Here is a 22,826-nt window from a genome sequence, read left to right on the forward strand (position 1 = left end):
GATGGTGTTTTCGGATGTCGTGACATAATTGCGTAGTAGGCAAATATTAAGAGAGTTCGGATGAGTTTATCAGTCTTTTATCGAGGCTCCAAAATACGTTTTCGTATTCGGTTAAGTCGACGTCGATTTTTTTCCTTTGTCGGTATTGCTGCCTTTATTGGTCTTGCTAGCTGGCAGCCATGGCAGTATCAGGGTATTGACCCTGCGGTGGCACAGAACAAAATCACGGAAGAGCAGAAAAAGCTTGTTTTACAAGAGCAAGCACTAAAAGAGTTAAAAGAAGATACTCAAAAGCGTCTGGGTGCTATGACCATTTATCTGGGTGAGTTAAGAGCTCAAATGCGTCGTCTGGACGCCTTAGGTGAGCGTTTAGCTGGTGTCGCTAATCTCGACAATGGTGAGTTTAACTTTAATCAGGAACTTCCTATTGGCGGACCAGAGTTAGAAGTTGCTGAATTGCCTCACAGCTCTGGTACGGATGTCCTCACTGAAATTGAAGATATGCTGTCGCAGATCTCTGACAAACAAAAACAGCTATCGCTACTTGAATCTGTGATGATGAATCACCAACTTAATAATGATGCGTATATTGCAGGCCGTCCAATTTCAGATGGTTGGTTGTCTTCGCAATATGGAGTTCGTAAGGACCCTTTCAATGGCACACCCGCTATGCATAAAGGGTTAGATTTTGCCAGTTATAACGAAGACGTTAAGGTTATTGCTACCGGAGCCGGTGTTGTCACCTGGGCCGGCGACAGATACGGTTACGGCACCTTAGTCGAAATTGACCACGGTGGTGGCTTAAAAACCCGTTACGGTCATAACGACGAGTTAACAGTTTCAGTAGGGGATGTTGTTACCCGCGGTCAGCAAATTGCGAAAATGGGCAGCAGTGGTCGGTCGACTGGACCACATGTTCATTACGAAGTTTTGCGTAATGGCCGTCAAATTGACCCTAATCAGTTTGTGTATCGTAAAGCTGACTCAAAATAACTCGGTAATTAATTAGAACGTAGGCGGTACTTTAGGTACCGCTTTTGTTGTTCAGGAAAGTAACACAGGATAAATCAATCTCATGCTAGGCAGTCTGTTTCGAAAAGTATTTGGTAGTCGCAACGATCGCATTCTCAAAACTATGAAGAAAGACGTTGAGCGAATTAATTTGCTGGAACCCGAGTTTGAAGCGTTAAGTGATGCCGAGCTAAAAGAGAAAACCGCTGAATTTCGCAAGCGTCTGAACGATGGTGAGCGCATAGAGAAAATTTTACCCGAAGCCTTTGCTACCGTTCGTGAAGCCAGCAGACGTGTTTTCGGGATGCGTCACTTCGATGTACAGCTTATTGGCGGTATGGTACTGAACGATAACCGCATAGCAGAAATGAAAACGGGTGAAGGTAAAACGCTGACAGCGACCTTACCGGCTTACCTTAATGCGTTACCGGGTAAAGGCGTTCACATTATTACGGTGAACGATTACCTGGCCAAGCGTGATGCTGAATTCAACCAACCATTATTTGACTTCCTTGGGTTGACCGTAGCGTTCAACATTCCGGGCATGGCGCCTGAAGACAAGAAAGCGGCTTATCAGGCCGACATTACTTACGGTACCAATAACGAGTTTGGTTTTGATTACCTGCGCGACAATATGGCCTTTGCGCCACAGGACAGGGTTCAGCGCGAATTAAACTACGCTTTGGTCGATGAAGTCGACTCAATTCTGATTGATGAAGCCCGTACGCCGCTGATTATTTCCGGTCCGGCTGAAGACAGTTCAGAAATGTACCGCAAAATGAATGAGCTGGTTCCACACTTGGTTCGTCAGGAAAAAGAAGACACTGAAGAAGAACAAGGCGACGGCGACTTTACCATTGATGAAAAAGCCAAGCAGCTGCATCTTACCGAACACGGTCAGGAACACATTGAAGAGCTGCTGAAAGAGAAAGGCATGCTGGACGCTGATGATTCGCTATACTCAGCCGCTAATATCAGTTTACTGCACCATATCAATGCTGCTTTACGCGCTCATCATCTATTTCAAAAAGATGTGGATTACATCATCAAAGACGACAAGGTTGTCATTGTCGATGAACATACAGGACGTACAATGGAAGGTCGCCGTTGGTCTGAAGGTCTGCATCAGGCAGTAGAAGCCAAAGAAGGCGTGCCAATTCAGAACGAAAACCAGACTTTGGCATCCATTACTTTCCAGAATTATTTCCGTTTATACAACAAGCTTGCCGGTATGACCGGCACAGCGGATACTGAAGCCTTCGAGTTCCAGTCTATTTATGGTCTGGAGACCATTGTACTGCCAACCAATAAACCAATGGTTCGTGATGACAGAGCCGATCTTATTTATCTGACCACACTGGAAAAATACGAAGCTATAGCCGAAGACATTGAAGAGTGCCGTAAGCAGAAGCGCCCGGTGTTGGTGGGTACGGTTTCTATTGAGAACTCTGAACTCTTGTCGCAGTTGCTGAAGAAAAAGAAAATTCCTCATGCGGTACTGAACGCTAAATTCCACGAACACGAAGCAGACATTATTGCTCAGGCAGGCCGTCCGGGAACGGTAACCATTGCGACCAACATGGCCGGTCGTGGTACCGATATTGTTCTGGGCGGAAGCTGGATGGCAGAAGTTGAAAAGCTGGAAGAACCATCTAACGACAAAATCGAGAAAATAAAGCAAGACTGGCAGAAACTGCATGATGCCGTAATTGAGGCTGGCGGTTTGCACATTATTGGTACTGAGCGCCATGAGTCGCGTCGTATCGATAACCAGTTACGCGGTCGTGCTGGTCGTCAGGGTGACCCGGGTTCATCGCGTTTCTATTTGTCGCTGGAAGATCCACTTATGCGGATTTTCGCTTCAGACCGCATTGGAACTATGATGAAGCGTCTGGGTATGAAAGAAGGCGAAGCCATTGAACACCCTTGGGTAACGCGAGCTATTGAAAATGCGCAACGCAAGGTGGAAGGACGTAACTTTGATGTCCGTAAACAATTGCTTGAGTATGACGATGTAGCCAACGATCAGCGTAGTGTTGTCTATGACCAGCGTAATGAATTGCTGGACGAAGGTGATATCTCTGAAACCATCGTTGCGATACGTGACGACGTGATCAATTCAGTGATCAGCGAGTACGTTCCGCCTCAGTCTCTGGCTGAGCTCTGGGACTTAAAGGGTTTGGAAGAGCGTCTGCGCGGCGATTTCCACATCGAGCTGCCGTTACAGCAATGGCTGGACGAAGAAGATCATTTCCATGAGGAAGTGTTGCGCGAGCGAGTACTGGAAGAGCTGGTTAAAGCTTACCAGGAAAAAGAAGAGATGGTGGGGCCTGAAGTGCTGCGCCGCTTCGAAAAATCCATCATGTTGCAAAGCCTTGACCAGCACTGGAAAGAACACTTAGCAGCAATGGATCATCTGCGTCAGGGTATTCACCTGCGTGGTTATGCTCAGAAAAACCCGAAACAAGAATACAAAAAAGAGGCCTTTGAACTCTTTACCGAGATGCTGGAAGCGCTGAAGCTAGACGTTGTGACTATTTTGAGCAAGGTGAAAGTGCGTGCTCAGGAAGATGTGGACGCAGTAGATGAACAACGTAAAGCAGCCGATAGCGCGCCACGTGAGTTCCGCCATGAGCAAAGTGGGCCAGCAGCTGAAGAGCCTCAGAAAAACACTGATAATGCTCAGGGACAACCGGTTCGTAAAGGCGCAAAAGTGGGTCGTAACGAGCCATGCCCTTGTGGGTCAGGCAAAAAATATAAACATTGTCACGGTAAACTATAGGTTTTTATGGAGACCCAAAAATCGCCTGCTGTCCATGTGGCAGTAGGCGTGATTGAAAATGAACAGGGCGAAATTTTTATCGCTCAACGTCATCCTGAACAACATCAGGGTGGTAAGTGGGAATTCCCCGGCGGTAAAGTCGAAGCTGGCGAGAATGTTCAACAAGCATTGCAGCGCGAACTAAAAGAAGAGTGCGGTATTGATGTGACCGACATGGCTCCATTAACCGTCATAGAGCATCAGTACAAAGATAAGCGAGTTTTACTCGATGTCTGGTGGGTGCTTTCATACAGCGGTGAAGCGCGTCAGTTAGAAGGTCAGGACTGGTGTTGGGTTGATAAAAACCAGCTGGATGCATTCCAGTTTCCGGAAGCTAATCAACCCATTGTCGAATGCATTATGCAGTCATTGAACGCTTATTAGTACAGCAACTCGTACTCTAATGGCTACTACCTGAACTAATAATCTGATTCTTCGTTGTTATAGTCGTCGTTAGCTATGACAACTGGCTCGCCCGGGATGCTTTTTTCCTCGTTTGCCCATTCACCTAAATCAATCAGCTTGCATCGCTCACTGCAAAAAGGTCTGGCAGGGGATTTTTCTGACCACTCTACCTTAGTCTGGCAGGTTGGGCAGTTAACACTAATACTCATGGACTACACCTTGCTAGTTCAAATTCAATATCGTGCAGGGATGTTTCTTTGCTCTCCCCGGGTAAAGGCATGAATCGTACCGTAAATCGCTGCCGATGCCCACTGATGACCGGATAAATCTTGGCAGAGCGGGGGACCTTAATTCGCAGCATGGCAAGCAGTTGCTCTGAACTTTCCTGCAGGAAACCATTTTGCAATTGTATTGGCGCAAAAACGGATTGCTCGCGTAATAATGTCAGTTTTAAGGTAATAGCCAGTTCAACAAAAGCCAGTGTCTGACTCCAGCTTTCACATTGTTGCCGCTTTTCTTCAGCAGACTGACTTAACCATAAATGTAGCTGAGGTAATTCAAATAAGCCGCTCATGCCCGGCTGGCTGAATCGCTGGCGTATACTCGTTAGCAGTGCATCGTCTTTGAGTTGGCGCAAGTACTTTGGAATATCCTGAAGCGTGTTGATGCAATGCTCAATTTCATTAATGGTTCTTCGCAATGCATCGCGGTCAACATCGGGGTGCTCTTCCCATTTTTGTAAACGCTGTTTGTCGAGCTCTAAGTCTTTCGTCAGTTCGGTACGGATGTCACAGCGCTCAAGTAGTTCGGTGACAGCAAACAGGGCGTTAAAAAAGGGTTCAGCCTGTTCATCAAAACAGACTCGGCTGGCTTTTAACTGTTCGAAGCCATGTTCTAAACGCAAATAAGTTCGCATACGCTCCTGAAGCGGATATTCATAGAGAATGTTGTCGTTATCAGTAGATGTCATGCGATTGCCGATTGTTGAACTCTGTTGCTATGATAGCGGATTACTCTTCCTGTGCAACGGTTGCCGCAAGATAGCGCTGATGCAGTTGGTTAACTTGCCGACGTAATTGGTCGATACTGCCCTCGTTATTCAGAATATCATCCGCTTTGCGAAGTCGTGTCTCACGACTCAGCTGAGCTTTCATTATTGCCTCAACTTCTTCTTTTGGACTCTCGTCGCGCTGAATGGTTCTTTGCAGTTGCAATTCTTCCGGAACATCCACGACTAATACCCGCTGGCAGTACTTATCTAAATTATTTTCCAGTAACAGCGGCGCTGATAAAATTACATAGGGTGAGCTGGCCTGTACCAGTTGAGTCAGAATTTCCTCACGTATGGCTGGGTGCAACAAGCTGTTCAACCAGTCTTTTTCTGCAGGGTCAGAGAATACTTTTTGGCGTAGCGCTTTGCGATCAAGCTCGCCTTTGTCGGTTAGCAGATCTCGACCGAAATGTTCTGCAATTGCTCGCAGGCAGGGGGTGCCCGGCATTACCACCTGACGGGACACAATATCGGCATCGATCACGGTTATGCCCAATTTTTCAAACTCAGCTGTGGCTGCCGACTTTCCGCTACCGATACCACCGGTTACACCAACTACATAGGTCATACTCAAGTTCCCCCTAACCAATGCCAGTAGCTGAACAACAGCTCCATACCATAGAAATAACTCAGCAGGCCTCCGCCGATTAGAAAAGGCCCAAAAGGTATGGGTTGAGAGCGGCTTTGCCGGCGTAACATAATCAGGCCTATTACGGCTCCGCAAACCGAGCTGGCAAGAATTGTGACCGGCAACAGAGTCGCGCCGGTAAAAGCGGTGATAGCTGCCAGCAGTTTAAAGTCACCATAGCCCATACCTTCTTTGCCGGTGATAAGCTTATAGGCCCAGAACACGCTCCAAAGGCTAAGATAACCCGCTGCGGCACCAATAATTGCGGAGGTTGGAGTCATGTCACTTAAGTCAGAGATAGACCAGAGCAAAGCCACCCAGAGTAAAGGGTAAGTGAGCTGATCGGGCAGTAACTGATGACGCCAGTCAATGACGAACAGGCAAATTAATAACGAAAAGACCGTAGCATATACCAGCGCTGGCAGAGTGAAGCCGAAATACCAGCCTATTATGCCAAACGCCAGGCAACTGATAATTTCAACCAGCCAGTAGGTAACCGGAATGCGAGTTTGACAATGGCGGCAGCGTGCGCGCAAAACCAGATAACTCAACAGCGGAATATTATCGTACCAGGCAATAGAGGCCTTGCATTCAGGGCAATGGGAACCCGGAAACGCGATGGAAAAGCGGTCCTGTTTGGTTACCGGCGTTCCGTTCATTTCGGCACATTCGCGCTGCCATTGGCGTTCCAGCTGTATTGGTAGCCGGGTGATCACTACATTCAGGAAGCTCCCAATAACAGCTCCCAGCACCAGCGCGACCATCAATGTCGGTATTGATCCGGCAGCAAGCAAGTATTCCATACTTCTATTCCTTAGTTATTGAAACTGCTGCCCCATAGAAAACAGCGGTAAATACATAGCGACCAAAAGAGTGCCTATAATGCCGCCTAAAACGACCATCAGCAAGGGCTCTGCCAGTGCAATCAGGCGCTCACAATTTTCCTCAAAACGTTGTTGCTTGAAATCGGCAAGTGCGGCGAAGGCATTATCGATTTTACCATTTTGCTCGCCAACTTTAAGAAAACTGAGAGTGCGGGGCTCATTCAGCGCACTGGAACGGAAACTGTCTACCCAACCGTTACCGGACTCTAGTTGCTGATGAATTTGACGCAAGGCTGCTTTATGGGGCAACCAGTTCAGGGACGATTCGGTGCTGAGAATAGCTTGCCGGGTTTCAATACCGGCACGCAGAGCTACTGCCAACCGGTGAAACAGCTGCTGCAGTTTCATATCCTGCAGCAATTGACCAACAACGGGTAACTGCGCGAGTGTGCATTGGGAGAATAGCGGAGCTTTATTTTTAACGGTCAAAAGAGTAACTGCCGCAGCTAATATCGCACCGAAAATGACAAATGTTTGCTCTTTCAAAAAAGCTGATGAGTTCAGTAAAACGGCAGTGAGCCAGGGTAGCTCACCTTCGCCAAAAAGCTGAGCAAAGGCAGGCAAAACCCAGCCCATCATCATGAAGCAAACACCAGCAGCTACTATTAATACAATGACGGGATAACGCAGCGCTTTGGTTAATTGTTTTTTCAGTTGCTGCTGGCGTTTTTCCAGTTCTTGTAACTGCTGTAATGCATCGGCAAGCTGGCCATTTTGTTCGGCCCAGGCTATAGCGTTAATGTCAGCTTTGGGGAGCCAGTTTTCATAATAGGTTAGGGCGTGACTGAAAGAGAAGCCATGCTCAATGCTGCGAATACAATCTTCAATTAACCAGCGCAGGCTTCTGGACCTGGTTTCGCAAATACTGTGTCGCAGAGCTTCTGAAAGCGGCAGGCCACTCTCCAGCAAACTGGCGGTTTGTTGCAACAGAATGTACCAGAGCGATAATTTAGGTCTATTAAGTTTCCTCTGACGCTTGGATAAGCGTTTTATTTTTGTGCAACGGATATGATGTTGCGATAACAGCTGTTTCGCCTGCAACAGCGAGTCTGCATGAACCAGCCCAGACGCATTGTCAGCCTGCCACTGCCAGCAGTAATCAAGCGTCTTCATAAGTGAAACGCTCCTTTTCCGCAGGGCTGATTAAGCCGCTATCGATATAATGCTGTAGCGCCTGCGAAAAATCCGGAAGCTTCAAATGGCCCAGATAGTGACGCAAATCTTCAATGGAGGCTCGTGAGTTGGTTAATGTCTCAATTAACCCTTCAGTTGTATCCAGCCAGGGCACCACCTCAAATACTGCCTGACGGTTTTTCTCTGTTCGGCTGTGGCTGTCGGCTACAGGCAGTAAACGTTGACTGACAATAAGCTTTAATGAGCTGCGAATATCCAGGGGATTAACGCCCAGAGAGTGCAAACGCTTTAATGTATCCAGGCAGTTGTTGGTATGCAGTGAACTCAGAACTAAATGACCCGTTTGCGCGGCCTGAACTGCAATTTTGGCTGTCTCCGCATCGCGGATTTCGCCAATAAGGATGACATCGGGGTCTTGCCTAAGGAGGGCGCGAAGAATCGATGCGAAGGTCAGCCCCTGGCGCGCATTGACCATCACCTGACTGCAGCCCGGCAGCGGGACCTCTACCGGATCTTCAACACTGCAAACGTTGCTGCGCTCAGTATCCAGCTGGCTCATTGCGCTGTACAAAGTTGAAGTTTTGCCGCTACCTGTCGGTCCGGTCACCAGAATTAACCCCTGCGTCTGGCTTAAACAGCGGGCAAACCAAGCGTACTGCTGTTCCAGCAGCCCGGTTTGCTGTAAGGGGGTAATGTTGTGTGTGGGCTGTAAGCACCGCAGCACCAATTTTTCACCTCCGATAACCGGACAGCAGTTTAATCTGAATTCCAGTTGCGTGTTATCACGGAATTGCACGGACAAGCGTCCGTCCTGCGGTTGACGTTGTTCGGTTAAATCGAGGCTGGCCTGTACTTTAATTCGCGAGTAAACCTGCTGCGCAAACTCTCGCGCTATAAAATCTAAACGGTGCAACTGGCCGGCTTCTCTGCCTCTGACAACAACACCTTGGTTCAGAGGTTGCAGATGCAGGTCAGACAGCCCTTTCTCTGAGCAGTACAACAGCAACTGGTCAACGTATTCGATAGCCGAGTCCTTTGGCAGTTGAATACCGGATCGCTTGCCTTTGCCACGAATGAGCAATACTCTTTTATCGCTGTAAAAGCTCAGTAGTACCGCGTCAACCGGCGCAAACCCGGGTTTTTGCAATAACATGAGCCACTTTTCCCCTTGCGCAAAAGGCAGCAAACCATGTTGTTGTAGGAAAGGGTCGTACTCATTTTCCGACGAACTCGTCGGCCCGGGCAGGTGGGTGAGTGAACAGCAGGCGAAATCAGTCATTAGTAGCTTACCTGTTGTTCACAGTTTTGCACTACTGAGCGCATTTCGCTGTAATCGGAACAGGCAATGTTCCAGTCTAAATGCGTATTCGTGGCGTTGGGTGTCAGTTCAATCTGCAGTGGCTGATTATTAATACTCACCGAGTTGAGAGTTAGGCGCACCGCAGCAGATTCGGTCAGACTGAGGTCGCTGAGCTCATCGGGGAGAGGCGAGGGTAAACCGGGGATGCCTTTATTTCCGGCTTGATTGCATTTATTTAACTGCCCCTCAATTTGCCAGCACAAAGCAATACCCAGCTGTAGTGGCTGAGCATGGGCTAAGGCTTTACTGACTTTGGCCTGCTGGGTGTAATAGGTGTACGACGGAACGGCAATAGCCGAGAGGATGGCAATGATGGCCACCACGACCATCATCTCGATAAGACTAAAACCCTTACCTGGCAAACGAAGAACGGGCAAACGGCGAAAATGTGCTTCCTGCATAATTCAGCTCCCTGTTTAAGAACAGCAGAACTGTGGTTCACCCGGGCGAATTAGTAAATTCTATTTTCCTGTAAGTTATTGGCTATCCACCGCCATTTTCTAGTTATCTTCTGAAATTCTCATTGATAAATCAATTGCCTGGACGTTCTTTGTCAAAGCGCCGGAGGAGATAAAATCAACCCCGGTGGCAGCCAGTTCCGGTAAACGCTCATCGGTAATATTACCCGAAACTTCTAGTTGCGCGCTGTGCCCGGCATTGTCACGGTTTTGCTGCACGGCCTGCTTAATGTCTTCAATACTGAAGTTGTCCAGCATAATCACGTCGGCTTCGGCCTTCAGAGCCTGTCCAAACTCATCCAAATTTTCGACTTCAACTTCCACCGTTTTACCGGGGTTCAGGCGTTTGGCCGTAGCGACAGCCTGAGTAATACCCCCACAGGCAAAAATGTGATTCTCTTTAATCAGGTAGGCATCAAATAAACCAATGCGGTGATTCACACCGCCACCGCAGCGCACCGCGTATTTCTGTGCTAAACGCATACCAGGCAGAGTTTTCCGGGTATCCAGCAGTTGTGTTTTATAACCGTCGAGCAATTTGCTGTAATGATAAGTGGTGGTCGCGGTAGCAGATAGCGTCTGTAAAAAGTTAAGTGCCGTGCGTTCGCCGGTCAGCAAAATGCGGCTGGGGCCCTTTAAGCGGCAGAGTTCCGTATTGGCTTTGACGTTATCGCCGTCTTTTACCAGCCATTCTATTTCTACCTGATTTCCCATTTGGCGAAACACCTGATCAACCCAGGCACAACCACAAATGACAGCGTCTTCTCGGGTAATAATGCTGGCGCGGGACTGGCTTTGTTCCGGAATCAGTTGCGCAGTAATATCTAAACGGGCATCTTCGCCGAATAAATCTTCTTTCAATGCGGCGCGCACACCGTCTTGAATAGCAAGTTGCAGCTCGGGCTGACTCATAGATGGCTTTACCTTTTAACAGACAATACGGATACTAGGGGGCAAACTTTACCGTTTTGTTGAGCCTGTGAAAAGCGACCCGATAAAAAATCATAAAATAACCACTGCGGTGCAGCATCCGTCCCCGCATTACGATGATCGCCCGCAAAGCGCTGAAGTCAGTCTGCTGGTCATTCATTGTATTAGCCTGCCGGAAGGACAATATGGTACACCTTATATTCGCCAGCTGTTTATGGGCGAACTGGAACCCGATGCACACCCGGATTTTGCTATTCTGAACGGACTGAGGGTGTCGGCGCATTGTGTGATCCGCCGCAATGGTACAGTTGAGCAATACGTGCCCTTTGATAAAAGAGCCTGGCACGCGGGTATGTCCCGTTACTGCGGGCGTAGGCGATGTAACGATTTCAGTATAGGCATTGAGCTCGAAGGAACCGACCACAGTGCCTATACTCAACAACAATACGAACAATTAATTGCAGTCACTAAGGCGTTAATCAGCACATATCCTAGGTTAAACCGTCGACGTATTGTCGGCCATCAGGATATCGCCCCGGGTCGTAAAACGGACCCGGGCAGTGAATTTGACTGGCAAACCTATTTAAATGCCTTATAAGGAGTCATGAATGGTCCTCATTGCGTTGCTGATTGCATTAAGCGTTGAGCGTTTGTATCACAGCCCGGCCTTTTTGCACTGGTCGTTTTTTCTGGAACGCTGGCAACACTGGAGTGCGGCACGGCTTACAAACGAAAAGTGGAAAAGTGAGCCTCTGCAACTGGTTCGCCTGCTGGTTCCTGCTTTGGCTGTCGGTTTTCTGGTGGTGTTGCTGGACAACCTGATGGTGACCTTTATTGTCAGTATTTTGTCTTTACTGCTGGCGATGAATTGCGAGCCCGCCCGCAAAAGCTATAAGGCTTATTTAAAGGCCGCAAACCGGGGCGATGAACAACAGGTAAATGAACATCAACACGCATTAACTGAATTTGCCGGGCAGCATCAGCCAAAGCAGTTAAGTGACTCGTTAATCTGGATCAATTACCGGCAATATATTGCGGTAATGTTCTATTTTGTGCTGTTTGGCAGTTTCGGCGCTCTGGTATACGCCAGTCTGCGTTATGCCGAGAAGCAAATAAGCGAACCGGAGTCGACTAAACTCTGGCAGCAATTTATGTGGTTTGCAGACTGGGTTCCGGCTCGCTTAGCTGGATTCGGTTTATTAATTGTCGGGCATTTTTCGCGGGCGTTCCCAGTTTGGGTCAAGCACAGTCTGAACCCGCAGGCCGACCCGGATAAACTGCTTTTTAATGTCGCCAGCAAAGCAGAAGACATCCCTCAGCACCCCGACGACAGAACCGAGCACATCGCTTGCCAGTTGCGCTTAATGCGCCGCCAGCAGATTTTCTGGGTGTGTGTTATTGCCGCCTTAACCTTAACGGGTTGGGTGAATTAGAGGTTGTACCAGCTGAGAAAAATTTGGGCTCAGCCGTTAAATGATTTAGAATAACCGCATCTTTTGGTCTGACCAATTCACCGTTATGCCAGATTTACCCATAAAACAGACGAAGCTTTCCGACACTATCGTGGCGCATCTGGAACAGATGATCGTCGATGGTCGGCTTAGTGCCGGGCAAAAACTGCCGGCAGAGCGTCAACTGGCTCAGCAATTTAATGTTTCACGCCCATCGCTGCGCGAAGCCATTCAAAAATTGGAAGCCAAAGGTGTGGTAGAACGTCGCCAGGGCGGCGGAACTTACGTTGTGAATAGCATCAATGAGCAACTAACAGAGCCACTGTTTGAGCTCTTGGCCAAGCACCCTGAGTCGCAGTTTGATTTGCTTGAGTTCCGTCATGCACTGGAAGGCATCTCGTCCTTTTATGCAGCATTACGAGGCACCGAGGCCGATCTGGATCGGATTTCTGAGAGTATAAAAGACTTAGAGAATAGCCGGGCTAACAGCATCGATGATCAGGTCAATGCAATAGTGGAATTCTATCACCGTATTGCAGAGGCCTCGCACAACGTTATTTTGTTGCATGTCATTCACGGCATGCAGGAATTACTGGCCGAAAATATTAGGCAGAACCTGGAAATACTGGCGGGTCGTGACGACTTGCTGGGAAAACTGAATCAACACCGTCAGCAGCTGGTTAGTGCCATTGTTGCCGGTAAACCGGAGCAAGCGCGGGATGCGTGTCATCAACATTTAGCCTATATTGAACAGACATTGTTAAACTTAGGCAAAGAACAGTCACGCATTCAACGTTCGCTACGACGTTCCTGAATTGATAAAAAGGTAAGGAATAGCTATGAGTGAAGAATTAAACAAAGATGTCGACCAGCAGGAAACTCAAGAGTGGTTAGACGCTCTTGAGGGGGTGCTTGAGGCTGAAGGCCCGGAAAGAGCGCACTATCTGTTAGAGCAACTGGTCGACAAAGCTCGTCGCAATGGCGCTTATTTACCGTATAAGCCAACCACGGCATATCTGAATACCATTCCTGCCAGTCAGGAACCCACTATGCCGGGTAACCAGACGCTGGAATCGCGCATTCGTTCAGCCATTCGCTGGAATGCCGCCATGATGGTGTTGCGTGCATCGCAAAAAGGCGAAGAGTTAGGTGGCCACCTTGCCAGTTTTGCTTCTTCGGCGATGTTATACGATGTTGGCTTTAACCATTTCTTCCGTGCGCCAAATGAAGACGATGGTGGTGACTTCCTGTTTATCCAGGGGCATGTGTCACCTGGTATCTACGGCCGGGCCTTCATTGAAGGACGTTTGACCGAAGAGCAATTGAATAACTTTCGTCAGGAAGTCGACGGTAAAGGCTTACCTTCTTATCCGCACCCGAACTTAATGCCGGACTTTTGGCAGTTCCCGACGGTCTCTATGGGCTTAGGCCCAATTCAGGCTATCTATTTAGCCCGCTTCCTTAAGTACCTGACTGACCGTGGCATTAAAGACTGTTCAAAACAACGTGTTTACTGCTTCTTAGGTGACGGTGAAACCGATGAGCCAGAAAGCTTAGGTGCTATTGGTCTGGCTGCTCGCGAGGAGCTGGACAATCTGACTTTCGTTATTAACTGTAACCTGCAGCGCTTAGACGGGCCGGTACGTGGTAACGGTAAAATCATTCAGGAACTGGAGGGTAACTTCCATGGCGCCGGCTGGGAAGTGATTAAAGTTATCTGGGGGCGCTACTGGGATCCGCTGTTGTACCGCGACACCGAAGGTAAATTGCAGCAGTTAATGGAAGAAACCGTTGACGGTGATTACCAGAACTTTAAAGCCAAAGGTGGCAAGTTCACCCGTGAAAACTTTTTTGGTAAGTACCCTGAAACCGAAGAAATGGTCGCCAACTTGTCTGACGAAGACATCTGGCGCTTAAACCGTGGCGGGCATGACCCGGTAAAAGTCTACTCGGCGTACCATAAAGCCGCTAATACCAAAGGTCGGCCACAGGTTATTTTAGCGAAAACCGTAAAAGGTTATGGCATGGGTGCTGCGGGCGAAGGTAAAAACATTGCCCACCAGGTTAAGAAAATGGATTTAGACGCGGTTAAGCACATGCGTGACCGTTTCAATATCCCGTTTGAAGACAAAGAGCTGGAAGACCTGCCTTACTACAAGTTTGACGACGACAGCGATGAAATGAAGTATTTGAACGAGCGTCGCGAGAAGCTCGGTGGTTATATGCCAGTGCGTCGTCCGGAAAGCGATGTTGAGCTTGAGCTGCCCGCACTGAAAGCTTTTGATGCGGTTCTGAAAGGTTCAGGGGATCGTGAAATTTCCTCAACTATGGCCTTTGTTCGTGTACTGACAGCGCTGCTGAAAGACAAGAAAATTGGTAAACGTATTGTGCCAATTATTCCGGATGAAGCTCGTACCTTTGGTATGGAAGGCTTGTTCCGTCAGGTGGGTATTTATTCGCACCATGGCCAGAAATACACGCCGCAGGATAAAGACCAGGTTGCCTATTATCGTGAAGATAAAAAAGGCCAGGTGATTCAGGAAGGCATCAACGAACTCGGTGCTATGGCGTCCTGGATTGCAGCGGGTACCAGTTACTCGTTAAATAACGAGCCGATGATTCCGTTCTACATTTACTACTCAATGTTCGGTTTCCAGCGAGTCGGTGACTTAGTCTGGGCCGCAGGTGACAGTCAGACCCGCGGCTTCCTGGTCGGAGGTACTGCCGGTCGCACAACGCTTAACGGTGAAGGTCTGCAGCACCAGGACGGACACAGCATGGTTCACTTTGGCACGGTGCCAAACTGCATTAGCTATGATCCGACATACGGTTATGAAATTGCAGTTATCGTGCACGATGGCCTGAAACGCATGTTTGGCGACCAGGAGAATGTTTTCTATTACCTCACTGTAATGAATGAAAACTACCATCAACCTGAAATGCCGGAAGGTGTCGAAGAAGGCATCATCAAAGGTATTTACGAACTGGATAAAGTGAAGGCCAAGAATAAGGCCAAAGGCGACGTTCAGTTGTTAGGCAGTGGCACCATTTTGCAGCAAGTACGTGAAGCCGCGACAATCTTGTCTGAAGAGTATGACGTGAACTCAACGGTTTACAGCGTAACTTCATTCAATGAGCTGGCACGTGACGGTCTGGATACTGACCGCTGGAACATGCTGAATCCTGAGAAGAAAGAAAAAGAAGCCTACATTACGCAAGTCATGAAAAAGGCAAAAGGACCGGCAGTAGCAGCAACTGACTACGTTAAGCTGTACGCTGATCAGGTTCGCGCCTGGGTACCAACCTCTTACCGCGTATTAGGTACCGACGGCTTTGGACGCTCAGACAGCCGCGCTAACTTGCGTAAGCACTTTGAAGTGAACCCGCACTATATTGTGGTTGCAGCACTGAAAGAGCTGGCAGACCAAGGTGATATCGATAAGAAAGTGGTAGCTAAAGCTATCAAAGACTACGATATCGACACTGACAAGCTGAACCCGCGTTTAGCATAAGGAGGTACTGAGATGGCCGATCAAATCGAACTCAAAGTCCCCGACGTGGGCGGCGAAGAAGTAGAAGTCATTGAAATTTTGGTCAGTGAAGGCGATACCGTTGAGCAGGAAGACGGTATCGTTACTGTCGAAAGCGACAAAGCTTCCATGGATATTCCGGCGTCTTCAGGCGGTAAAATTACCGAGCTGAAAGTAAAAGTTGGTGACACCATTAGTGAAGGCGATGTGCTGGCTATGATCGAAGCTTCCGGAGGAGCCGACGAATCGGATGAGTCTGACAGCGAAGAAGAAGCTGAAGACAAAACCGATGACAAAGCGGACGAGGAAGAAACCAAAGACAAAGCTGAGGAATCGGAAGATAAACAGGAAGAAGAGAAAGACGAAGACTCTGAACCTGAGAAGAAATCTTCCGGTGGCGGCAGTAAAGTTATCGACGTAGAAGTACCGGATATTGGTGACGAAGAAGATGTTGAAATCATTGAAATCCTGGTGTCTAAAGGTGACTCTGTTTCTGCCGAAGATGGCTTAATTACCCTGGAAACGGACAAGGCGACTATGGATGTGCCTTGCCCTGAAGACGGCGAAATTGAAGAAATGCTGGTGAAGGTCGGCGACAAGGTGTCGCAGGGCTCAGTTATTGCCAAGCTGAAAGTTTCCGGCGGCGCTGATGACTCTGAAGCTGAAGAGAAAGACTCAGCGAAAGAAGAGAAGTCAGAATCTAATAAAGACTCTGGCGAGAAGTCCGAAGATAAAGACCAGAAGCAAGAAAAAGACAGTGGTAGTAGCGTTAAGCCAAGTAGCGAACGCCAGCCGCCGGTTCCTGATCATCCAAGCCAACGTAGCGATCGTAAAGAAGGCATTCTGCATGCGTCACCTGCGGTACGTCGTGTGGCACGTGAATTTGGTGTCGACTTATCGCAAGTGAAAGGCTCGGGCCCTAAAGACCGTATACTGAAAGAAGACGTGCAGGAGTTTGTTAAATACGAACTGTCCCGTCCAAAAGCCGTGGCTGGTGCAACAGGCCAGGGTGGCGGTGGATTACAGGTTATTGACCCGCCTAAGGTCGACTTCAGCAAGTTCGGTGAAGTGGAAGAAGTTCAGTTGTCGCGCATTCAGCGTAAATCTGGACCAAACCTGCACCGTAACTGGGTGACTATCCCTCACGTAACACAGTTCGATGAGGCCGATATTACTGAGCTGGAAAACTTCCGTAAGTCAGAAAACGAAGTGGCTAAGAAGAAAGATCTGGGCTTCAAGATAACGCCGTTAGTGTTTATTTTGAAAGCGTGTGCCAAAGGCCTGCGTGAGTTCCCGACCTTTAATTCGTCCTTATCAGAGTCTGGTGAATCACTGTACATGAAGAAGTACGTGAACATTGGCGTTGCGGTTGATACGCCAAATGGTCTGGTGGTTCCGGTTATTCGTGATGTCGACAAAAAAGGCATTTACGAGCTTTCGGAAGAACTGGTGGAAATTAGTTCGAAGGCGCGTGACGGTAAGTTGAAAGCAACCGATATGCAAGGTGGGTGTTTCTCAATTTCCAGCCTGGGCGGTATTGGTGGTACAGCCTTTACGCCTATCGTGAATGCTCCTGACGTGGCCATTCTCGGGGTCTCTCGTAACGAGATGAAACCGAAATGGAACGGCAAAGAGTTTGAACCACGTCTGACTCTGCCATTATCGTTGTCATACGATCACCGTGTTATTGATGGTGCTGAGGCCGCGCGTTTCACCGCCTATTTAAGTGGTGTACTGGGAGATATCCGCAAATTGGTGCTTTAAGCACCAATTGGGGTAGGAAATACGAAAAAATTCGCGCTACAATAGCGCCACATTTAGCGTTGACTGAGCGCAGCCGGTGGCTCAACTGGCTGTGACAAAAAAGGGGTTAACATGAGCGACAAAATTACAACACAGGTAGTGGTGTTAGGTTCGGGCCCGGGCGGATATTCAGCAGCTTTCCGTGCAGCTGACTTGGGTCTGGATGTTGTTTTGATTGAGCGTTACAGCACCTTAGGCGGTGTTTGCCTGAACGTTGGCTGTATCCCGTCAAAAGCATTGCTGCACATGACCAAGCACATTGAAGAAGCTCAGCACCTGGCAGAAGAAGGTATTGAGTTTGGCGAACCGAAAATCGACCTGGATAAGCTGCGCAAACACAAAGAAAAAGTGGTTGGCCAGTTAACCGGCGGTCTTGGTCAGATGTCAAAAATGCGTAAGGTAAAAGTTGTTAACGGTTACGGCAAATTTACCGGCAGCAACACCATTAAAGTTGAAGGCGACGACGGCGAAACCGAAGTTAAATTCGATAACGCGATTATTGCTGCAGGCTCTCAAGCCATTAAATTGCCGTTCATTCCACATGACGACGACCGCGTATGGGATTCCACCGACGCGCTGGAACTGAAAGAAATTCCTAAGAAAATGTTATTGTTAGGCGGTGGTATCATCGCTCTGGAAATGGGGCAGGTTTACGCATCACTAGGTTCTAAGGTTGATGTGGTTGAAATGACGGACCAACTGGTACCGCCAGCGGATGCCGACATCATCAAGAACTTCAACAAGCAAATCAAAGGCCGTTTTGAGAATATTATGCTCAATACCAAAGCGACCAATGTTGAAGCGAAAAAAGACGGTGTGTATGTGACCTTTGAAGGTGATAAAGCGCCAAAAGATCCAGTCAAGTACGACGCTGTACTGGTTGCTGTAGGCCGCGCACCAAACGGTAATAAAATTGACGCAGACAAAGCTGGCGTTGATGTCGACGACCGTGGCTTTATCAAAGTTGATAGCCAAATGCGCACCAATGTTGACCATATCTTTGCCATTGGCGATGTTGTTGGCCAACCCATGTTGGCGCACAAAGCGGTACATGAGTCGCACGTGGCGGCAGAAGTGATATCCGGTAAGAAACACTTCTTCGAACCTAAAGTCATTCCTTCTATCATGTACACCAACCCGGAAGTTGCTTGGGCAGGTGTTACAGAGAAAGAAGCGAAAGAGCAGGGCATCGAATATGATGCAGTGACTTTCCCCTGGTCTGCTTCAGGCCGCGCTATCGCTTCAAACGCACAGCAAGGCATGACCAAGCTCATCTTTGATAAGAACAACCGTATTATTGGTGGTTCTATGTGTGGCACTAACGCTGGTGAATTGTTGGGCGAAGTTTGCCTGGCAATTGAGATGGGCTGTGATGCAGAAGATATCGCTCTGACTGTTCATGCACACCCAACCTTACATGAATCAGTTGGTTTAGCTGCTGAAATTCAGGAAGGTGCTATTACCGATATGCCGAATCCTAAGGCGAAAAAGAAGAAGTAACATTTTGTTACGATAAATCATCGGTAAAACGGCTGCATTCATCGCGAATGCAGCCGTTTTTTTTGCGCTGAATTTAACAATGCGCTAGTTTAGTGGGGTTAAAATAACGAACACAAAAGAAAGGGTAATAACCGATGAAAAAATTAACCGCTGTAGCGCTTGGCGTATCTATGGCTTTAACTCTGGGCGCCTGTTCTCCACAGCAGGAAGAATCAAAACAACAAACCCAGCAGGCTGAAGAAGCAAAACAAGAACTGAGCTCTGGCGTTGTACTTGAGAACTTTGATCACAGTGTTAAACCGCAGAACAATTTATTCCATTATGTAAACGGTACCTGGATTGATAAAACAGAAATCCCTTCTGATCGCTCATCTGTAGGTTCGTTTTTCGATTTGCGCGAACAAAATCAGAAACGTTTACGCGATATCATTGAATCAGCAGCCTCTTCTAACCCTGAACCAGGCACAAACGAGCGTAAAATTGGCGACTTCTTCAATGCCTATATGGATGTTGAAACACTGAATGAGCTAGGCGCAAAACCAATTGCGAGTGACTTAGACGCTATTCAGGCACTGGAAGATTACGACTCAGTTGCTGAGCATATGGCACGCATGTTCCGTGGTGGCGTTTCAGTTCCATTTGGTTTTTATGTTTACCCAGATGCGAAAGACCCGCAAATTAACGCGATGTATGTTTCTCAGTCAGGCTTAGGTCTGCCGGATCGTGACTATTACCTGAAAGACGAGGAAAAGTTCGAAGAATTCCGTAACGCATACGTCGAATACGCGGAAGACATTCTGGGTATGGTTGGGGTCGAAGACGCAGCAGGCGCCGCAGAGCGTATTCTGAAGTTAGAAACTCAACTGGCAGAAATTCAGTGGAGCCGCGTAGAAAGCCGCGATGCGAATAAAACCTACAATAAAAAATCAGCCGACGAAGTTGCTGAAATGCTTAACAACTTTGATTTCAAAAAGTTTATCGAGACGTCTGAGTTATCTGATGTAAAAGAAATGGTTATTCGTCAGCCATCTTATTTTGAAGAATTTGGTGAACTGTTTAATGAAGTAGACTTACAGGCGTGGAAAGACTACTTGAGCTTCCGTCTTGTGAACGAGTACGCTTCTGCGTTAAGCGAAGATATCAGCAAGCGTCGCTTTGATTTTTACGGCACAACATTACGTGGTACACCAGAGCAGGAACCTCGCTGGAAACGCGCGGTTGATGCAACCAACAGCGTATTAGGTGAAGTGTTAGGTCAAGTTTACGTTAAAGAGTACTTCCCGCCAGAAGCTAAAGAGAAAATGGAAGGTTTGATTGAAAACCTCCGTGACGCTTATGGTCAGTCTATTCGTAACTTGGAGTGGATGACGGACGAAACCAAAGAAAAAGCTTTTGAAAAACTGAAGAAATTTGACCCTAAAGTAGGTTATCCAAGCAAATGGCGTGACTACAGCGAACTGGAAATTTCGTCAACTGACTTAGTTGCTAACTACAAAGCTTACGCCGAGTTCAATTATCAGGAAGAAATTGCCAAAATTGGTGGTCCTGTTGATGAAGAAGACTGGGGTATGACTCCGCAAACAGTCAACGCCTACTACAGCCCGGTACGTAACGAAATCGTTTTCCCGGCTGGCATTCTGCAGCCTCCATTCTTTGATATGGACGCCGAAATGGCAGTAAACTACGGTGGTATCGGTGCGGTAATCGGTCACGAAATGGGACACGGTTTTGACGACCAGGGCGCCAAATATGATGGCGACGGTAACCTGCAAAGCTGGTGGACTGATGCTGATAAAAAGGCGTTCGAGGAACGGACTCAGCAACTGTCTGAACAGTATAGCCAGTACGAGCCAATTGAAGGCCTTAATGTTAATGGTGACCTGACTCTGGGTGAAAACATCGGCGATTTAGCCGGCCTGACCATCGCGTACGAAGCCTACAAAATGTCATTAGAGGGCGAAGAAGCCCCAGTTCTTGACGGCTTTACCGGTGAACAGCGCGTGTTCATTGGCTGGGCTCAGGTATGGCGCGGCAAGTATCGCGAAGACGCAATTCGTGAGCAGGTTATGAGTGACCCGCACTCGCCGGCGGAGTATCGAGTAAATGGTACTGTTGTTAACGTTCCGGCGTTCTACGAAGCCTTTGATGTTGAAGAAGGTGACGAATTGTACGTTGCGCCTGAAAACCGCGTTACTATCTGGTAATATAGCGGACTATGAAAACATTAACGGTTGTCTGGATATTGGTTACAGCACTGCTGGTGGGGAGTTTCTCCTCACCAGCAGTGCATGCTATGCCGATGTCAGACACCGTTAGTGCTTCGTCATCTCAGGATATGTCACAGCATGACTGTTGTGATGAGTCCGACATATCAATGGAGCAATCGAACTGCGACAGTGAAAGCTCCTTTTGCCAGCAGTGTGAACAACATTGTGCGGGTCAACTGGCGCTGTTGAACCCATTCAAACAACTTTCGCCAGCAGCATCCACGCACGCTGCCCATCCCCTTTATTCAAACCTTCCGGTTATTACTGAAACGCTGATACGTCCGCCGAAATACGCAGTTTAAGCCCAGTTTTTACGTCTTAAACCTTTGTTTTCGAGGAAATACCATGCGTTATTGGATAGCGATATTACTCCTGATCCCACTTCTATCTGTGGCTCAGGAACACAACCACAATCATTCAGAAGATCAAAACCCGTTTGAGCAGAGCTCCGAGTACGTGTGCCCTATGCACAGTCAGGTGGTTCGGAACGAGCCGGGAACCTGCCCAATTTGTGGGATGGATTTAGTCGAGAAAGAGCCTAAACAGGACCCTTCTGAGCATGAAGAAGAAAAAAGCTTCACCGTGCCGGAGTCCAGTCAGCAGGCTATTCGGGTAACTACCGCAAAAGCGGTTCGCAAAGATCTGCAACCGCAGCTTATGGCACAGGCTCAGGTACGCTGGCAGGAGTCCGCTCAGCGGCATATCCACAGCCGCGCCGAAGGCTGGGTAGAAGAATTACATGCTGACGTTGAAGGACAGTGGGTAGAGAAGGGTGACAAACTCTACAGCCTGTATGCACCAGACTTAGTTGTGGCTCAGGACGACTACCTGCAGTTACTTGATTCACTCTCAGATATCCGTAACGGTAACAGTCAGCAAAGTTTTAAGCGCCGCGGCCAGCAGCGTCTGCGTTTGCTCGGTATGAGCGAAGCGCAGATTAAAGCTCTGGAACAAGGTGGCGAAACCGAATATGTGGTCGATTACTACGCACCTGAGTCGGGCTATATTACCAGTCTGGATATTCAGGAAGGCATGTACGTGTCTCCGGGGCTTAAGTTGCTGACGCTGACGCAGGATAATCAACTGTGGTTCTTTGCCGATGTTCCGGCGCGTTACAGCAAACAGTTAAAAATCGGGCAAATGGCCCATATTTCTTCTGAGCACTTCCCTGGCGGCCACTGGATGAACGCCATTGACTATATTTATCCACAAATTGACCCGGTAACCCAGACAATCAAAGTACGTATTCCGGTTAACGACTCTATTGATCGGCTGCGTGAAGGACTCTGGGCGACGGCTCATATTGAACTGGAGGCAGTAAAAGATGCTGTGGTTGTGCCGGTTGCCAGCTTAATTGTCACCGGTGCCAATAACCGCGTGGTGGTAAAATCCGGAGCGCGCGAATTTGAAGTGCGCGAAGTGACGACCGGGCTGCGTGTGGGTAACCAAATTGCCATTGAAGAAGGCTTGCAGGAAGGTGAGTTAGTGGTCACTTCCGGGCAATTCCTTCTGGATTCAGAGGCCAGCTTGCAAGGTCTGGGTCTGGATAGCAGCGATGATGCCCCTGCGCCACAACATAACCACTAGGAGGTT

The 22,826-nt window shown here is 48.2% G+C and carries 20 protein-coding genes; 12 read left to right on the forward strand and 8 right to left on the reverse strand.

Annotated features, from left to right (window positions below):
* Window positions 1-60: 60 nt before the first annotated feature.
* The 3 genes from B2U97_RS07375 to mutT all read left to right on the forward strand — a co-directional run bounded on the left by B2U97_RS07375 (window position 61) and on the right by mutT (window position 4,216).
* The gene (locus B2U97_RS07375) at window positions 61-993 is read left to right on the forward strand and encodes a M23 family metallopeptidase (protein ID WP_272988676.1); all 933 of its coding nucleotides are present in this window, start codon (window positions 61-63) and stop codon (window positions 991-993) included.
* An 82-nt stretch (window positions 994-1,075) separates the two neighbouring features.
* Window positions 1,076-3,793 carry a preprotein translocase subunit SecA gene (secA, locus tag B2U97_RS07380; protein WP_011233706.1) on the forward strand — a complete coding sequence of 906 codons (2,718 nt, stop codon included), beginning with the start codon at window positions 1,076-1,078 and terminating at the stop codon, window positions 3,791-3,793.
* 6 nt (window positions 3,794-3,799) lie between these two features.
* The gene (gene mutT / locus B2U97_RS07385) at window positions 3,800-4,216 is read left to right on the forward strand and encodes an 8-oxo-dGTP diphosphatase MutT (protein WP_011233707.1); all 417 of its coding nucleotides are present in this window, start codon (window positions 3,800-3,802) and stop codon (window positions 4,214-4,216) included.
* A gap of 35 nt (window positions 4,217-4,251) precedes the next feature.
* Here the strand turns inward: mutT and yacG are convergent, their stop codons facing one another.
* From yacG to nadC, 8 genes are all read right to left on the reverse strand, one after another.
* Window positions 4,252-4,446: a DNA gyrase inhibitor YacG gene (yacG, locus tag B2U97_RS07390; RefSeq protein ID WP_011233708.1), complete on the reverse strand. Its 195-nt coding sequence runs from the start codon at window positions 4,444-4,446 to the stop codon at window positions 4,252-4,254.
* Complete coding sequence (zapD, locus tag B2U97_RS07395) at window positions 4,443-5,207, reverse strand: cell division protein ZapD (protein WP_034818590.1); 765 nt, start codon at window positions 5,205-5,207, stop codon at window positions 4,443-4,445. Before zapD ends, yacG begins: the two co-directional genes overlap by 4 nt.
* 40 nt (window positions 5,208-5,247) lie before the next feature.
* A complete protein-coding gene (gene coaE, locus B2U97_RS07400; RefSeq protein WP_034818588.1) occupies window positions 5,248-5,856 on the reverse strand; it encodes a dephospho-CoA kinase in 609 nt (202 codons plus the stop codon).
* 2 nt (window positions 5,857-5,858) lie between these two features.
* The gene (locus B2U97_RS07405) at window positions 5,859-6,719 is read right to left on the reverse strand and encodes a prepilin peptidase (RefSeq protein ID WP_011233711.1); all 861 of its coding nucleotides are present in this window, start codon (window positions 6,717-6,719) and stop codon (window positions 5,859-5,861) included.
* 15 nt (window positions 6,720-6,734) lie between these two features.
* A complete protein-coding gene (locus B2U97_RS07410; RefSeq protein ID WP_286823014.1) occupies window positions 6,735-7,913 on the reverse strand; it encodes a type II secretion system F family protein in 1,179 nt (392 codons plus the stop codon).
* Complete coding sequence (locus tag B2U97_RS07415; RefSeq protein ID WP_011233713.1) at window positions 7,900-9,213, reverse strand: GspE/PulE family protein; 1,314 nt, start codon at window positions 9,211-9,213, stop codon at window positions 7,900-7,902. The genes B2U97_RS07410 and B2U97_RS07415 overlap by 14 nt, the downstream gene beginning before the upstream one ends.
* The gene (locus B2U97_RS07420) at window positions 9,213-9,695 is read right to left on the reverse strand and encodes a pilin (RefSeq protein WP_011233714.1); all 483 of its coding nucleotides are present in this window, start codon (window positions 9,693-9,695) and stop codon (window positions 9,213-9,215) included. The genes B2U97_RS07415 and B2U97_RS07420 overlap by 1 nt, the downstream gene beginning before the upstream one ends.
* Window positions 9,696-9,794: 99 nt before the next feature.
* Window positions 9,795-10,664 carry a carboxylating nicotinate-nucleotide diphosphorylase gene (nadC, locus tag B2U97_RS07425; RefSeq protein ID WP_011233715.1) on the reverse strand — a complete coding sequence of 290 codons (870 nt, stop codon included), beginning with the start codon at window positions 10,662-10,664 and terminating at the stop codon, window positions 9,795-9,797.
* Window positions 10,665-10,731: 67 nt separating this feature from the next.
* On the opposite strand from nadC, the gene ampD reads away from it, so the two are divergent.
* The 9 genes from ampD to B2U97_RS07470 all read left to right on the forward strand — a co-directional run bounded on the left by ampD (window position 10,732) and on the right by B2U97_RS07470 (window position 22,820).
* Window positions 10,732-11,280: a 1,6-anhydro-N-acetylmuramyl-L-alanine amidase AmpD gene (gene ampD / locus B2U97_RS07430; RefSeq protein WP_011233716.1), complete on the forward strand. Its 549-nt coding sequence runs from the start codon at window positions 10,732-10,734 to the stop codon at window positions 11,278-11,280.
* 10 nt (window positions 11,281-11,290) lie between these two features.
* Entirely contained in the window at window positions 11,291-12,115 is an 825-nt protein-coding gene (gene ampE / locus B2U97_RS07435; protein ID WP_011233717.1) for a beta-lactamase regulator AmpE, read from the forward strand.
* An 85-nt stretch (window positions 12,116-12,200) separates the two neighbouring features.
* Window positions 12,201-12,947, forward strand: coding sequence for a pyruvate dehydrogenase complex transcriptional repressor PdhR (gene pdhR, locus B2U97_RS07440; protein WP_011233718.1), 747 nt, complete (start codon window positions 12,201-12,203; stop codon window positions 12,945-12,947).
* 25 nt (window positions 12,948-12,972) lie between these two features.
* Window positions 12,973-15,645: a pyruvate dehydrogenase (acetyl-transferring), homodimeric type gene (gene aceE, locus B2U97_RS07445; protein ID WP_286823013.1), complete on the forward strand. Its 2,673-nt coding sequence runs from the start codon at window positions 12,973-12,975 to the stop codon at window positions 15,643-15,645.
* A 12-nt stretch (window positions 15,646-15,657) separates the two neighbouring features.
* A complete protein-coding gene (gene aceF / locus B2U97_RS07450) occupies window positions 15,658-17,427 on the forward strand; it encodes a dihydrolipoyllysine-residue acetyltransferase (RefSeq protein ID WP_114982077.1) in 1,770 nt (589 codons plus the stop codon).
* 111 nt (window positions 17,428-17,538) lie between these two features.
* Window positions 17,539-18,966 carry a dihydrolipoyl dehydrogenase gene (gene lpdA / locus B2U97_RS07455; protein WP_272988691.1) on the forward strand — a complete coding sequence of 476 codons (1,428 nt, stop codon included), beginning with the start codon at window positions 17,539-17,541 and terminating at the stop codon, window positions 18,964-18,966.
* A 134-nt stretch (window positions 18,967-19,100) separates the two neighbouring features.
* Window positions 19,101-21,170: a M13 family metallopeptidase gene (locus tag B2U97_RS07460; RefSeq protein ID WP_272988693.1), complete on the forward strand. Its 2,070-nt coding sequence runs from the start codon at window positions 19,101-19,103 to the stop codon at window positions 21,168-21,170.
* An 11-nt stretch (window positions 21,171-21,181) separates the two neighbouring features.
* On the forward strand, window positions 21,182-21,535 hold the full coding sequence (locus B2U97_RS07465; RefSeq protein ID WP_145914804.1) for a hypothetical protein: 354 nt from the start codon (window positions 21,182-21,184) through the stop codon (window positions 21,533-21,535).
* A 43-nt stretch (window positions 21,536-21,578) separates the two neighbouring features.
* Window positions 21,579-22,820, forward strand: coding sequence for an efflux RND transporter periplasmic adaptor subunit (locus tag B2U97_RS07470; protein ID WP_272988697.1), 1,242 nt, complete (start codon window positions 21,579-21,581; stop codon window positions 22,818-22,820).
* Window positions 22,821-22,826 lie beyond the last annotated feature (6 nt).

Source organism: Idiomarina sp. UBA3176, assembly GCF_002364295.1.
In the GTDB taxonomy this organism is placed as follows: domain Bacteria; phylum Pseudomonadota; class Gammaproteobacteria; order Enterobacterales; family Alteromonadaceae; genus Idiomarina; species Idiomarina loihiensis.